Genomic DNA, 14,464 nt, shown 5'->3' with positions numbered 1-14,464 from the left:
CTTCCTGAGGTGCGTTGGGCAGAGGGCTCGACGCGGGAACGCGTCCGTCCCTGATAGCAGGCACTATAGCCAAGCCGAGCCGGGGAGCAAGGCCGCCTTCCCCCGGGGAATCCGTGGCGAGCCATAAAAAAAGCCCGACCGAAGTCGGGCTTTTTCATCGCGGCAACGGCGATCAGACGGTTTCGCCGAGACGCTTGTCCTTGGATGCCGGCTGCGCCTCGAAATCGATCTGGTGGCCCTTGGCGCCGTAGAAGGCGATGTACAGATAGCAGAGCAGCGGGATCACGAACGACGGCAGCAGGCCGATGTGATCGGCGAAGAACGCGTGCACCACCGGCACCAGCGCGCCGCCGACGATGGCCATGCACAGCACGCCCGAGCCTTCCGAGGTGTACTTGCCGAGGCCGTGCAGCGCCAGCGAGAAGATGGTCGGGAACATGATCGAGTTGAAGAAGCCGATCAGCAGCAGCGACCACATCGCGACATGGCCGCCCGACACGATCGCCACGGTGATCAGCAGCACGTTGACCAGCGCGTTGAACGCCAGCATCTTGCCCGGGGCGATCTTGCGCATCAGCACGCCGCCGATGAAGCGGCCGACCATCGCGCCGGTCCAGTACAGCGCCAGGTACTTGCCGGCGACGTTTGCGGCGAGCCCCGCGATCTGCGGCTGCGCCATCAGGCTGATCATGAAGCTGCCGATCGACACCTCGGCGCCGACGTAGACGAAGATGCCGATCGCGCCGAGTACCAGGTGCTTGTACGCCCAGACGCTGTGCTTGGTCGGCAGGGCTTCGACCGTTTCAGCCTCGTGGGTCTCGCGCACCTGGGGCAGCTTGAACAGGCCGATCGCGACGGCGAGCATAAACAGCAGGCCGGCCAGGATCAGGTAAGGGTGCTGCACCGACGCGGCCTCGCTGGCGGCGTAGGTGATCTGCTCGGCCGACGACAGTGCGGCGATCTCGGTGGCCGGCTTGACCGCCACGCCGAGGATCAAGAGCGAGCCGAGCAAGGGGCCGATCGCGGTGCCGAGCGAGTTGAACGCCTGCGTCAGGTTGAGGCGGCTCGACGCGGTTTCCGGCTTGCCGAGGATCGTCACGTAGGGGTTGGCCGCCACCTGCAACAGCGTGATGCCCGAGGCGAGGATAAACAGCGCGCCGAGGAAGAACGGGTAGGAGCGCGCGCCGGCGGCCGGGTAGAACAGCAGGCAGCCGATGCCGGCAATCATTAGGCCGATGATGATGCCCCTCTTGTAGCCGACCTTCTCGACCAGATAGCCGGACGGGAACGACATCACGAAATAGGCGGTGAAGAAGCTGAACTGGATCAGCGCGGCCTGCACGTAGCTGAGCGTGAACACCGCCTTCAGGTGCGGGATCAGGATGTCGTTCAGCGAGGTGATCAGGCCCCACATGAAGAACAGCGAGGTCAGCACCGTCAGCGGCCTGGTGTAGTTGTGTTGTGCGACAGTCCCATTGGACATGGTCTCTCTCCGTTGCATGCTGTGCGGCCGTTTATTTGTGTATTTCGGCCGCTGTTTCCTACATGGGTATAGGCGATTGCCGCTCAGGCGGCTCGCCCCTGCTTGGCCACGCCTTCGATCGCTTGGGCGATGGCCGCCTCGTCACCGAGGTAATAGTGCGCGGTGGGTTTCAGGTCCGCGTCGAGTTCGTACACGAGCGGCACGCCGGTCGGGATGTTGAGATCGACGACCGCCTCGTCGCTGAGGTCGTCCAGGTACTTGATCAGCGCGCGCAGGCTGTTGCCGTGCGCGACGATCAGCGTGCTCTTGCCCGCGTGGATCGTTGGCACGATGGTGTCGTGCCAGTACGGCAGGAAGCGCGCGACGGTGTCCTTCAGGCATTCGGCGCGCGGGAACTCGCCTCTCGCCAGGTCGGCGTAGCGCGGGTCGCTGGTCGCGAGCCGTTCGTCGCCGGCATCGAGCGCCGGCGGCGGCACGTCGTAGGAGCGACGCCACGCGATCACCTGCGCCTCGCCGTATTCGGCCGCCGTCTCGGCCTTGTTGAGCCCTTGCAGCGCGCCGTAATGGCGCTCGTTCAGGCGCCAGCTGTGCTCGACCGGGATCCATTCGCTGTCGAGCTCGTCGAGCGCCAGCCACAGGGTATGGATAGCGCGCTTGAGCACCGAGGTGTAGGCGATGTCGAAACGAAAACCGGCTTCCTTCAGCTGGCGTCCGGCACGACGCGCCTCGGCGCGGCCGAGCTCGGTCAGTTCGACGTTGGTCCAGCCGGTGAAGCGGTTTTCCAGGTTCCACACCGATTCGCCGTGGCGCAGAAGAACGAGCTGGTACATGGGTTGCACTCCTAGTCTGTTGCCCGGGGGAGTGGCCTTCAGGCCCGAGTCCGGGGGCGCGTCTTGGACGCGCTAATGTATAACCATGGCCGAAGAAGCGGCGCAGCGCGCCGCACCCCGGACTCGCCCTGCGGGACTCCCCCGGGCTACGTGGCTGAACGTAAAAAAAGCAGCCGCCCGCAACGGGCGGCCCAAACAGTCGCTTACAGGATGAACCGGGTGTTGATGAAATTGGATTCGTTCGACAGCACCAGCGCGTCGAGCAGCTTCTTGCTCGCCTCGGTCTGCTTGGCGGCCACCATCGAACGGATCGAGAACGCGCGCAGCGCATCGTGCACCGACAGCGTGCCCTCGGCCGAATCCTTGCGGCCGGCGAACGGGAACACGTCCGGGCCGCGCTGGCACTGGCAGTTCAGGTTGACGCGGCACACCTGGTTGACGAGCGGGTCGACCAGCGCGGCGATCTGGTGCGGGTCGGTGCCGAACAGACTGACCTGCTGGCCGTAATCGGAGGTGATGATGTAGTCGATCGCGTCCTCGATGTCCTCGAACGGCGCCACCGGCACCACCGGGCCGAACTGCTCCTCGCGGTACAGCTTCATGCCTTCCTTCACTGGGAACACCACCGCCGGCTGGAACAACGTCTGGGCTACCGTGCCGCCACCCTCGTTGATCACCCGCGCGCCCTGCGCCTTGGCGTCCTCGATGCATTCGGTCAGATACGCGCATTTGTCCGGGTCAGGCAGCGGGGTCACCATCACGCCTTTTTCCCACGGCATGCCGATCTTCAGCGCGTTCACCGCCTCGGCAAAGCGGCGCAGGAACTGCTCGGCCACAGACTGGTGCACCAGGATCATCTTGATCGCGGTACAGCGCTGGCCGTTGAACGACAGCGCGCCCATCACGCATTCCTTCACCGCCAGTTCCAGATCGGCGTCCGGCAGGATGATCGCGGCGTTCTTGGCGTCGAGCCCGAGCACCGCGCGCAGTCGGTTCGATTTCGGGTGCGCCTTCTTGAGCTGGTCGGCGACGCGGCTCGAGCCGATCAGCGCCAGCACGTTGATCTTGCCGCTGGCCATCAGGTATGGCACCAGCTCCGAACCCTTGCCGTACAGGGTATTGATCACGCCGGCGGGGAAGGCGCTGCGGAACGCCTCCAGCATCGGGTAGAACAGCAGGGTGCCGAAGCGCGGCGGCTTGAACAGCACCACATTGCCCATGATCAGGGCCGGGATCAGCGTGGTGAAGGTTTCGTTCAGCGGGTAGTTGTACGGCCCCATGCACAGCGTGATGCCCAAGGGCGATCTGCGGATCTGGCCGATGGTGCCCTCGACGATCTGGAAGCGCGAGTTGTCGTTGTCGAGCTTCTTGAGCGCGTCGATGGTGTCGCGGATGTAGACGATGGTGCGGTCGAATTCCTTCTCGGAATCGGCCAGGCTCTTGCCGATCTCCCACATGATCAGGTTCACGATCTCGCGCCGCTTGGCGAGGATCTGGCGCGTGAACTCCTCGACGCAGCCGATCCGCTGCGCCACCGACATGGTGGGCCATTGGCCGCGGCCGTTGTCGTAGGCGGCCACCGCGGCGGCGAGCGCCTCGTCCGCTTCGGCCAGGCCGGTCACCGGGTAGCTGCCGATCTCCACCGGCGCATGGACCCCGTCGTCGCCGCGCACGTGCACCGGCGAGCGCACCTGGCGCACCTCGCCGCGCCACATCTTCAGCTCTCCGTTCACCAGCAGCGTGCGCTGATGGATGGGGGCGAGGATCTGGCAGTCGGCCGGGATGGCGTCGTGGCGGGGAAACAGCTCGTGCAGTGCCTGGGTCGTGTTCATCGCGTCTCTCGAGTGTCGTGTTGCGTGCGGGCAAGGCGCCCGTGGGCCGGTCGTCGTCGGCGCGCTGCGTTGGCCGAACGTTCATGTATTTTTACTACACAGAAAAGCCGAATGGCAACCAAGAAAAATCGATTAACCTGAAGATATATCGATAAACAAAGGGATTGGCCGTTTTTATGGCGCTGGTCAATCCCGGATTTGATGGTAATATTACTACAAACTTCGAGCGGCACTCAGCGGCCGCCACCCAGGAGAGAGACAGGATGTCCACGTTCGACATGATGATGTTCAGCTACCGCGATGCTCTGTTCGGGCTCGCGGCCATCCTCGCCGCCTGGATGGCGACCACGAGCGGTTCTCTTCGGCCAGCCGTGATCCGGCGGCCGGCTCGGCGCGGCCAGCGCTGAGATGAACCACCCGACGCGGTTTACCGCCGGCGTCCGCTGCCCGACTTTCGGCCAAGTTCGCGTGGCCGTTTCCTTCGAAGCGCCACCTGGGCGCGTCACCGTCGCGTTGCCGAGGGGCGCCCGCCGCCCGTCGTGCCGCTGAATTCATCCGACAAGGATTCCTGCGATGCCTACTGAGCTCACCACTCGCTATCCTCGGCTCTTGGCCGACATCGGCGGCACCAACGCCCGTTTCGCCCTCGAAACCTCGCCGGGCAACTGGGAGCACGTCACTACCGTGTCCTGTCGCGACTACCCGTCGCTGGAGCTGGCGGTGCGCGCCTACTACGCCAAGACCGGCATCGGCTATGTCGAACATACCGCGATCGGCATCGCCAACCCGGTGGTTGGCGACTGGGTGCAGATGACCAATCACCACTGGGCGTTCTCGATCGAGGCGACCCGGCTGGCGCTGGAGCTCACGACGTTGATCGTGATCAACGACTTCACTGCGCTGGCGCTGGCCTTGCCGCACCTGCCGGAGCGTGAGCTCGCCAAGATCGGCGGTGCCGAGCCTTGGGTCGGCGCGCCGCTGGCGCTGATCGGCCCGGGCACCGGCCTCGGCATGTCGGGCCTGGTGCCGACCGGCAACGGCTACGTGCCGCTGGCGGGCGAGGGTGGTCATGCCAGCTTCACCCCATTCGACGAACGCGAGATGGCGATCTGGCGCTACGCCTGCACCAAGTACAGCCATGTCTCGACCGAGCGGCTGCTGTCCGGCCCGGGTCTGTCGCTGATCTACGAAGCGCTGCAGCACCAGGCCGGCGAAACCGGCGAGCCGTTGTCGGCCGCCGACGTCACCAGCCGTGGCTTGTCCGGCGACTGCCCGCGCTGCCGCGAAACGCTTGACGTGTTCTGCGCCATCCTCGGCACTGCGGCGTCCAACCTGGCGCTGACGCTCGGCGCGCGCGGCGGTGTCTATATCGGCGGCGGCGTGGTGCCGCGCCTCGGTGACTATTTCGCCGGCTCGCCGTTCCGCACCCGCTTCGAGGACAAGGGGCGCTTCTCCGGCTACCTCGCCGGCATCCCGGTGTTCATCATCAACACCGCCTACCCGGCGATGTATGGCGTGTCGGCGGCGCTGAACGTGGCGCTGTCCTGAGAGTCGCTAACTCCTGGCGTTGTTGCGCTGCCTTGCCGTACTACTCGTACTGTCTGCGGCAGCGCGACGAGCAAGACCGCTGCGCTGGGGTTTGTTGGCGACTCTAAAAGCGCCGTTCCAACAGGTTCTCTCCAACGGCAAGGTTGGCCGAAGCGGCTGCCTTGCCGTCTTTTCTTTTCCGCATGAGCGAGCAAACGATGATCCGTGTCGCCCTGATCGGCTTCGGCTACGCCGGCCGCGTTTTTCATGCCCCCTTGCTGCAGGCCGTGCCCGGCCTGCAGCTGACCTTGGTCGGCTCCAGCCGGCCGGACGAAGTTCGCGCCGTGCTGCCCGGTATGGCGGTGCTGCCGCCTGAGCAGCCCTTGGCGCATCCCGACATCGACCTGGTGGTGATCGCCACGCCCAACGACACCCACGCGCCGCTTGCCAGGCAAGCCTTGCTGGCCGGCAAGCATGTAGTGATCGACAAGCCGTTCGCGCTGGATTGTGCCGAGGCGCAGAGCCTGGCCGAACTCGCCGCACAGCAGAACCGCCTATTGTCGGTATTCCACAACCGCCGCTGGGACAGCGACTTTTTGGCGGTGCGCGCCGCCATCGACGACGGCCTGCTCGGCGAGGTAGTGCACTTCGAGTCGCACATCGACCGCTACCGCCCGCAGGTGCGCGAGCGCTGGCGCGAGAGCGCGGTGCCCGGCGGCGGGGTATGGTTCGACCTCGGCCCGCACCTGATCGACCAGGCCTTACTGCTGTTCGGCCAACCTTGCGCGGTGTCGGCGCAGCTCGCCCGGCAGCGGGACGGCGCTCAGGCGGTCGACTGGGCGCATGTGCTGCTCGATTACGGCCCGCGCCGCGTCGTGCTGCACGCGTCGATGCTGGTCGCCGGCGGCTCGCCGCGCTTCACCGTACACGGCAGCCGCGGCAGCCTGGTCAAGCGTTCGGCCGACGGCCAGGAGCGTCAATTGCTCGAGGGGTTGACTCCGGCCAATGCAGAGTGGGGCTCCGACGCGGAGCCGGCGCAGTTCTACGACGGCGCCGACGGCAGCGTGCGCGACATCACGGTGCCGCGCGGCTGCCAGCAAGCGTATTACGAGCAGTTGCGCGATGCGCTGCGCGGCAAGAGCGCCAACCCGGTGCCGCCGGAGCAGGCGCTGGCGGTGATGCGGGTGCTGGAGGCGGCGCAGCAGTCGGCCGAACAGGAGCGGGTGGTGGTGTTGTAGTGCTGGTGCGTATGAAGCCGGGCAGGGCGCCGGTGGCGCCTTCGCTACAGCGCCGCCTGTCAAAATATGCCAAAATAACCGTTCAATTTGTGACGTTATAAAAAGCGCGGTTATAGTGAGCGCATGCACTCACGATTCAACACCTTCCGCCAAACGCCGCTCGGGGCCCAGCTCGAACAGCTGATCGACAGCCCCGAGCGCTATCTCGAATACGCCGCCCTGTCCCGCGCCGAAGTACCGGCGGTGGCCGCCATCATTCACGATCTCAAGACGCGCTTCCCCGAAGTCGCCGACGACGACACCGCCCGGCAGTTCTGCGGCGCGATGGTCGCCGAGGTGATGCGCCGTCACCGACACGACGTGCTGCGCCCGCGCGGCCGGGTGCCGGGCGGTTACTTCACCTACGGGGTGGTGTGGACACCGCTGCCGCTGCGCCTGTCCTGGCCCGAGCTGCTAGCCGCGCTGGCCGCGATGCCGCAAGCATTGGCAGAACGGGCCGCCGCTTTCCCCGGTGACGCGATACGCCTGCGTCCGGCGGTGCCGGGCTTTTCGCTGCTTGAACACGCCTGCCACCTGCGCGACCTCGATCGCGACGCCTATTCGATCCGCTTCCAAGCCATGTTGGCCGAAACCGCCCCGACGCTGCAGCGCGTCAACGGCCGGGTCTGGGCCGCCGAGCGCGACTACCACCGCGAGTCGCTCGCCGACGCGCTGGCCGCATTCGCCGCCGGCCGCCAGGCGCTGGTCGAGCTGCTGCGCGGGCTCGGCGATGAGGCGCGCCGCCGCGTCGGCCTGTTCGACGGCATTACCCGCATCACGCTGGAAGAGCTCGCCTACGACCTGCATCACCACGATGGGGAGCATTTGTTGGAGGTGGAGGAGTTGGGGGAGGAGCTGTTCGGCGCGGATTATGTGATCCGATAAATTGGCTAATGGTCTTTCGGCCAACCTTGGCCTGAGCGAGCTCAGCGTCTCTCGAATATTTGCAGAGGTGAGGGGAGGGATATTCGGCTGTTTTTCAAAATGCTTTTGGTTGGAGATGGGCATCACTTCAGGGCTTCCGCCCTACGCGCTAGAAATGGTGATAAGGCTCATAAAAAGTGAAGATAGTTAAAAATGGAAATTTTACGTTTTTGTTTAGAGTAATTTTGGTCGTTGTAGGCTACGGAATGGTTGCCTTCTCCGTTTTGCTACTTGATCGTACCACTTTGTCGGTTACCATTCTTTGGATCGGCTTTGTTATTGGCTCTATTGGGGGCTCGCTACAAAAGCAGATGTTTTTCATATAAAACCATTCGGTCAAAAGAAATAGCTTATATGCCTTTAGATGCATTCAAATGCATAACCAGCATGACAGCTTCAAGGAGTTTTAGTGGTCTGTGTGAGCATTTAAGACGATGGAAATTCGCCTTGCGCACTAAGAAAGTGAAATGAAGATGAGAGATCTAATAGGGAATGATTTTCTTGTAAAGAAACTATATGGGGAATGCTATCCGCTTAATGATTTGAGAATCGTTAATCTTGCATATTACCCTGATGCTGAAAGAGTAATTGTTGTTTTTGAAATGCCATCTGAGCCATCGTGGTTGCCCCCAAAATGGCATGATCGCAAAAATGTGCAAATTGAGTATCTGATATCAAGGGTCAGTGCTATGGATTTTGGTGCTAAAAGTAACAATGAACCGCCTTTAGTTTCCTTAAGGGTTGTTGGGAAATCAAATGGGGGTTTGGTTTGTGAAATAACTGGCAAGGTGTCAATGGTGATCCATGCGGGAGCTATATCAATATCAAAAATTAATGCGTACTTTGATTAACCGCGTACCCCGGATGTTTGCGGAGACGTAAACAGTAGGGCGGAAGCTCCGAAGGAGCGTTCCGCCGTTTTTCTACTCGACCTCGATTATTCAATCAGGAAAGCCCTTCCATGACACAACCCCTACCGCTCGTCCTGATCCACGGCCTAATGGGCGCGCTGAACAATCCACAACTGGCAGCCGAACTTGCACCACACCGCGTGCTCGCCCCCGACCTATTGGGCTATGGCCAGCAAGCCCACCGTATTCCGGCCAGCCTGTCCGATCAGGTCGACCATCTCGCCGAGCTGATCGCAAACGAAGTCGGCGGCCCGGTGATGCTGCTCGGCCACTCGGTCGGCGGGGCGATCGCGATGCTGCTCGCCGACCGCCATCCGGACAGGGTGGCGGCGGTGATCAACGTCGAGGGCAATTTCACGCTGAACGACGCGTTCTGGTCGGCGTCGGTGGCGCAGAAACCCGTCGAAGAGGTCGAGGCGTTGATCGACGGCTTCCGCGCCGACCCGGCGGCGTGGCTTGCGCGGGCCGGGGTCGAGCCGAGCACTGAAAGGTTGGCCGAAGCGCGGCGCTGGCTGGCCTGCCAGGGCGGGGCGACGGTGAAAGCGATGGGGCGTGCGGTGGTCGAGGCGACTTCGGTGGCGGACTACCTTGAGGCGTTACGCCGGGTGTTCGAGTGCATCCCGGTGCATCTCGTAGCCGGCGAGCGCTCGCGCGCAGGATGGGACGTACCGGACTGGGCGCTGAACACCGCGGCGAGCATGACAGTGATGCCGGGCGTCGGACACATGATGATGCTGGAAGATCCGGACGAATTCGGCAGGGTGGTCGCCGGCCTGCTCGACCGGTAGCGGTGTGAACGTTAACGAGTCAGTACAGCCCGGAACAACAGCGCCAGCAAGGCGAGCCCAGCGAATACCGCGCCCACATAGAACGTCGTCGCCGAGCCGTGGTACTGCCAGAGCCAGCCGGCGATCACGCTGGCGAACAGCATCGCCAGCCCGCTGACCAGATTGAACAGGCCGAACGCGGTGCCCTTGAGGTCAGACGGCGAGGTGTCGGCGACCAGTGTGGCGAGCAGGCCCTGGCTGAAGCCCATGTGCAAGCCCCATAGCGCCACGCCCTCCATCAACGCCAGGGTGGTGTCGGCCCGCGCAAGCAGCAGGTCGGCGCCGATCAGCAGTATCAGGCTGACGCCCAGCAGCGCAATGCGGCTGAGCCGGTCGGACAGCCAGCCGGCCGGGTACGCCGACACGGTGTAGAAGAGCGACATCACCACCATCACCAGCGGGATCCACAGCGTAGCCAGCCCCAGTTGCTGCGCGCGCAGCACCAGAAAGGCCTCGCTGAACCTCGCCAGTGTGAAGACCGCGCCGAGCAGGACGACGTACCAGTAGGCCGGCGCGAGGCGGCGCAGCAGCGCCCAGCGGATCGGGAAGCGGTGGGTGGTGGGCGGCGACGGCGGGGCCGTTTCCCGGACGCCGACCCACAGCAGCAGCACCGCCAGCAGGGCGGGCAATACGGCAAACCAGAGCACCCGCTGGATGTCGCTGTTTAGCCAAAACAGCAGCAGGATCGCCAGCAGCGGGCCGAGCACGGCGCCGACGGTGTCCATCGACTGCCGCAGCCCGAAGCAGGCGCCGCGGATGGCCGGTGGCGCCACGTCGGCGACCAGGGCATCGCGCGGCGCTCCGCGAATGCCCTTGCCGATACGATCCAGGAAACGGGCGGCAAACACCGTGTCGGCCGAATGCGCGAGAGGGAACAGCGGCTTGGTCAGCGCGGCCAGCCCATAGCCCAACAGCAACAGGGCCTTGCGGCGGCGGATGATGTCGCTGACCAGGCCGGAGAACACCTTGACGATCAGCGCGGTCGCCTCGGCGATGCCTTCGATCACCCCCAGCGTCAAGGCGCTGATACCGAGCGTGCTCACCATGAAGATCGGCAGCAGGCTGTGGATCAGCTCGGAAGACAGGTCCATGCACAGGCTGACGAAGCCGAGCACCCAGACCGTGCGTGGAATCGTGATGACGCGATCGGCGATAGCCACCTGATACTAGCCCTCGTTCAAGTTCACACCAGCCCATAGCATGACAAAAGCCGGCAGTCGCCGGCTTGATGTTATGACTTCATCGGACGCTAGTGTTTCTTCGGCGGTTCGCCGGGTTTCGGCTGAACGATGAACTGAGAAGGGGGGACAACCGGCTGTTTTGGCTTCTTGGGTTTCTTCGGTTCACGGTTACCGTGCAGTTGGCCTTTAGCCATGATCGAACTCCTTGTAGCGCGGGTATCCGGGCAAGACCCGTCACCACGTGGTACTGATGCAGGTGGAACCCTGCGGTTGGCAGCGGCGCGGGAATGCAGCGGCCACGGCGTGTTCCGATCATAGGTCTTTTGCGTGCTATTGCCAGGATTTTCGTTGGTGGGCGAGCAGCCGGGATTCGGCGCAAGACCCGCCTGTCCCCCAGCTTGAAGTGGCGTTTTTCTGTCAGGCAGTAAGGGTTTCCAACGGCCGGTTTTGGGGCGCCTCAGGACGAAGAGCAATTGATCTGCGTTGCCCCAGCTGCACGAAACGATACGGTGCGCCTCGGGGCGTGATTTTCCCTCCGCCATTGTCGCGCCTTGCCTCTGGATTACTCGACACTCTCCAGCTGCGTTGTCGGCGTAGTCCCACTCAGCGACTGCCGCAGCGACGCGACGATTTCAAACGAACGCAAGCGCGCCGCGTGGTCGTAAATCTGGCCGGTAATCATCAGCTCATCCGCCGCCGTTTCCTCGATAAACCGGCTCAGCCCCTGTCCGACCATCTGGGGCGAGCCCACCACCGAGCAGGCGAGCGAGTGCTCGACCCGCGCTTGCTCCGACGACGACCAGAGCGGCGCCATATCGTCGACCGGCGGGTTGAGCTGGCCGGGCGTGCCGCGGATCAGGTTGAGGAATTGCTGCTGCAGCGAGGTGAACAGCCGGCGTGCCTCCCGATCCTCGTCGGCCGCGAACACATTGACCGCGACCATCGCGTAGGGTCGATCGAGCGCCGGCGACGGGGTGAACTGGCTGCGATAGATGTTGAGCGCCTGCAGCAGATAGGTCGGCGCGAAGTGCGAGGCGAAGGCGAACGGCAGGCCCAGTTTTGCGGCCAGCTGCGCGCTGAACAGGCTCGAGCCCAGCAGCCATATCGGTACATTCAGGCCGGCACCTGGCACCGCCTGGACGGCCTGGCCCGGTACGGCCGGCCGGAAATACGACTGCAGTTCCAGCACGTCGTCGGGAAAGGTGTCGGCGCTGTCGGCAAGGTTGCGGCGCAAGGCCCGGGCGGTGCGCTGATCGGTACCTGGGGCGCGTCCCAGCCCCAGGTCTATTCGCCCGGGGTGCAGCGATTCCAGCGTGCCGAATTGTTCGGCGACCATCAGCGGCGCATGGTTAGGCAGCATGATGCCACCCGCGCCGATCCGAATCGTCGACGTCGCCGCCGCGACGTCGGCCATCACCACCGAGGTGGCCGCACTGGCGATGCCGGTCATATTGTGGTGTTCGGCCAACCAGTAGCGCCGGTAGCCCCAGCGTTCGGCGTGCTGCGCGAGGTCGCGGGTGTTCTGAAAGGCTTTGGTGGCATTGCTTCCCTTGAGAATCGGGGAGAGGTCGAGCAGCGAGAACGGGATCATGGTGGGCTCCTGAAGGGAAGGGCGCGTCCCGGCTGGTGATGCTGGCGCTTTGTGTTGGGACAGGACGGATTAGCCTATCCTAGTCAAGATTAGACCGGTCGTCTAGTAAGTGTCGCCAATACCCTTGGCGGCTCCTATATGCCTAGACGGCGGCCTGCCACGATAACGTTCCGTGCTCTTCCTGCAGCGCCGTTCCCATTTCGGCGGACAGCTCGCGCATGCGCTGGCAGATGCGCTGCCGCTCCGGCATCGCGGCCCGGCGCACATGCGCGACGTCGAGCGTCACGGGGAAGAGTTCCAGGCGACGCAGCTGTCCGCCTTCCATGCCCACCAGAAATAGGAAGGACCAGTCGTTGCGCAGCCAGGGGTCGACGGCGTAGTCGTCGACGAAATCGCCGGTGCTGTACAGGATGGGCTTGCCGTGATGGACCTCGACCCCTTGGAACAGGTGCGCGCTGTGGCCGTAGTAGACGTCCGCGCCGAGTTCGATGACCGCGCGCGCGAATTCCCGGAACCGCGCCGCCGGGCGGTTGACCATGTTCGGCCCCCAGTGGTTGGAGAACACCACGAGCTCGGCGCCTGTGGCTCGCGCGCCGAGGATCAATTGCTCGACGTAACGCAGCGTTGCATCGGAGGTCGAGACCTCAAGGTAATGGGTGCCCGGTGTCGTCTCGCCGGCGGCGAAGGCGGGCTCGTTGTCGGTGACGGCGATCAGCGCGATCTGGCGGCCGTTCACCGGGATGAAGGCGGGCGCCGTCGCGGCGCCGAGGTCGCGCCCGGCGCCGGCGTGCCGAATGCCGGCCGCGTCGAGATGCGCCACGGTGTCGAGCAGACCCTGTTCCTCGAAGTCGAGCGTGTGGTTGTTGGCCAGCGAAACCGCGTCGATGCGTGCAGCGCTTAGCACCCGGACGGCCGAGGGGTCCGCACGAAAGTGGAAAACCTTGGAGGTACGACTCCAGGGGCGTCGGTGCGCGGTGAGGGCGCATTCAAGATTGCCGATGCGCAGGTCCGCCGCTGCCAAGAGTGGCAGCACGTCCCCCCACACTTCGTGCGGCTGCATCGTTTTCAGTTCTTGGTTGACTAGCCGGCCGAGCATCAAATCGCCGACCAGGGCGAGCGTGATCATGGAGCCCCCTCACGCCGTCGGCAGGATGAACCACCGGCTGTGGATCGCGCAGGCGATGTGCGTTTCCGCGGTCGGTTTCATCGCTTCGGCAGATAGGTTTCGAACCATCGGCAAGCGGCGTCGGCCGCACTCTCCAGCGTGCCCGGTTCTTCGAACAGATGGGTGGCGCCGGGGATGATCTCGAGCTGTTTCGGGCCGAGCAAGCGCGCCAGGGCCTGGCGATTGAGGTTCAGCACGTGAAAATCCAGGCCGCCGACGATCAGCAGCGTTGGGGTGGTGATGCTGGCGAGCACGTCCGCGCCGGCCAGATCCGGCCGGCCACCGCGGGACACCACGGCCGCCGCCGCATCGCCCAGCAGCGCGGCGGTCCGCAACGCGGCCGCGGCACCGGTGCTGGCGCCAAAATAGCCGATCGCGGCGTCGACGGTGTCCGCCTGTTGGCGCAGCCAGGAGGTGACGGCCAGCAGGCGCTCGGTCAGCAGGTCGATGTCGAAGCGTCGGGCGTAATCCTGATCTTCCTTGAGCGTCAGCATGTCGAACAGCAGGGTGCCGATGCCCGCTTCATTGAGCACGCGTGCGACGTATTGGTTACGCGGACTGTGACGACTGCTGCCGCTGCCGTGGGCGAACACGACGAGGCGGTCGGTGTCGCTGAGGTGAAGCTCGGCTTCCAGATCGATGGCGTCGATGGGGATGCGGACGAGCGATTCCGGCCGGCGTGTTGCGGTGGAACTCGCCTGGGCCTGCCCGGCGGGATCGGCATGGTGTTGACGTTGAGACTCAGCCTTGTGCAGTGTGGCGACCACTTACTCGTCCTCCACTTGGGGAAACTTCACGTAGAGCGGCCCATTAGGACGGCTCCTAGCAGCGTCACTACTGGTCCTGTAAGGGTCAGTGGTGGCGAAAGGTTAGTTTATTGATTTATAAGGCCTTCTCGGCGCCATGCCCATCTTGA

The 14,464-nt window shown here is 64.1% G+C and carries 14 protein-coding genes; 6 read left to right on the top strand and 8 right to left on the bottom strand.

The genetic code is table 11. The features are described from left to right. Positions 1 to 172 precede the first annotated feature (172 nt). The 3 genes from fucP to ACZ2IA_RS02545 form a co-directional block, all read right to left on the bottom strand. Positions 173 to 1,483: an L-fucose:H+ symporter permease gene (gene fucP, locus ACZ2IA_RS02555; RefSeq protein WP_470290998.1), complete on the bottom strand. Its 1,311-nt coding sequence runs from the start codon at positions 1,481 to 1,483 to the stop codon at positions 173 to 175. A gap of 83 nt (positions 1,484 to 1,566) precedes the next feature. After that, positions 1,567 to 2,313 (bottom strand): 2,3-diphosphoglycerate-dependent phosphoglycerate mutase, encoded by a 747-nt coding sequence (gene gpmA, locus ACZ2IA_RS02550; RefSeq protein ID WP_470290997.1) that lies wholly within the window; start codon positions 2,311 to 2,313, stop codon positions 1,567 to 1,569. A 203-nt stretch (positions 2,314 to 2,516) separates the two neighbouring features. Then, positions 2,517 to 4,145 (bottom strand): NADP-dependent glyceraldehyde-3-phosphate dehydrogenase, encoded by a 1,629-nt coding sequence (locus ACZ2IA_RS02545; RefSeq protein WP_470290996.1) that lies wholly within the window; start codon positions 4,143 to 4,145, stop codon positions 2,517 to 2,519. A 263-nt stretch (positions 4,146 to 4,408) separates the two neighbouring features. On the opposite strand from ACZ2IA_RS02545, the gene ACZ2IA_RS02540 reads away from it, so the two are divergent. From ACZ2IA_RS02540 to ACZ2IA_RS02515, 6 genes are all read left to right on the top strand, one after another. Next, the gene (locus ACZ2IA_RS02540; RefSeq protein ID WP_470290995.1) at positions 4,409 to 4,552 is read left to right on the top strand and encodes a hypothetical protein; all 144 of its coding nucleotides are present in this window, start codon (positions 4,409 to 4,411) and stop codon (positions 4,550 to 4,552) included. 166 nt (positions 4,553 to 4,718) lie between these two features. Further along, a complete protein-coding gene (locus ACZ2IA_RS02535) occupies positions 4,719 to 5,693 on the top strand; it encodes a glucokinase (protein WP_470290994.1) in 975 nt (324 codons plus the stop codon). A 197-nt stretch (positions 5,694 to 5,890) separates the two neighbouring features. After that, complete coding sequence (locus ACZ2IA_RS02530) at positions 5,891 to 6,910, top strand: oxidoreductase (protein WP_470290993.1); 1,020 nt, start codon at positions 5,891 to 5,893, stop codon at positions 6,908 to 6,910. 123 nt (positions 6,911 to 7,033) lie between these two features. Further along, a complete protein-coding gene (locus ACZ2IA_RS02525) occupies positions 7,034 to 7,834 on the top strand; it encodes a DinB family protein (protein ID WP_470290992.1) in 801 nt (266 codons plus the stop codon). Positions 7,835 to 8,340: 506 nt separating this feature from the next. Next, the gene (locus ACZ2IA_RS02520) at positions 8,341 to 8,724 is read left to right on the top strand and encodes an Imm50 family immunity protein (RefSeq protein WP_470290991.1); all 384 of its coding nucleotides are present in this window, start codon (positions 8,341 to 8,343) and stop codon (positions 8,722 to 8,724) included. A 110-nt stretch (positions 8,725 to 8,834) separates the two neighbouring features. Beyond that, positions 8,835 to 9,572 (top strand): alpha/beta fold hydrolase, encoded by a 738-nt coding sequence (locus ACZ2IA_RS02515; RefSeq protein ID WP_470290990.1) that lies wholly within the window; start codon positions 8,835 to 8,837, stop codon positions 9,570 to 9,572. A gap of 11 nt (positions 9,573 to 9,583) precedes the next feature. Here ACZ2IA_RS02515 and ACZ2IA_RS02510 read toward each other — a convergent pair whose 3' ends face one another. The 5 genes from ACZ2IA_RS02510 to ACZ2IA_RS02490 form a co-directional block, all read right to left on the bottom strand. Next, on the bottom strand, positions 9,584 to 10,771 hold the full coding sequence (locus ACZ2IA_RS02510; RefSeq protein ID WP_470290989.1) for an MFS transporter: 1,188 nt from the start codon (positions 10,769 to 10,771) through the stop codon (positions 9,584 to 9,586). A gap of 89 nt (positions 10,772 to 10,860) precedes the next feature. Continuing rightward, positions 10,861 to 10,986 carry a hypothetical protein gene (locus ACZ2IA_RS02505; RefSeq protein ID WP_470290988.1) on the bottom strand — a complete coding sequence of 42 codons (126 nt, stop codon included), beginning with the start codon at positions 10,984 to 10,986 and terminating at the stop codon, positions 10,861 to 10,863. Positions 10,987 to 11,354: 368 nt separating this feature from the next. Continuing rightward, positions 11,355 to 12,383 carry an LLM class flavin-dependent oxidoreductase gene (locus ACZ2IA_RS02500; RefSeq protein WP_470290987.1) on the bottom strand — a complete coding sequence of 343 codons (1,029 nt, stop codon included), beginning with the start codon at positions 12,381 to 12,383 and terminating at the stop codon, positions 11,355 to 11,357. A 142-nt stretch (positions 12,384 to 12,525) separates the two neighbouring features. Beyond that, entirely contained in the window at positions 12,526 to 13,509 is a 984-nt protein-coding gene (locus tag ACZ2IA_RS02495) for a CapA family protein (protein WP_470290986.1), read from the bottom strand. A 77-nt stretch (positions 13,510 to 13,586) separates the two neighbouring features. After that, entirely contained in the window at positions 13,587 to 14,315 is a 729-nt protein-coding gene (locus tag ACZ2IA_RS02490) for a dienelactone hydrolase family protein (protein WP_470290985.1), read from the bottom strand. Positions 14,316 to 14,464: the final 149 nt, after the last annotated feature.

This window comes from Crenobacter sp. CS_VA4 (genome assembly GCF_055597485.1).
The sequence above is the reverse complement of the archived record's forward strand: the minus strand, read 5'-3'. Positions and strand labels throughout refer to the sequence as shown.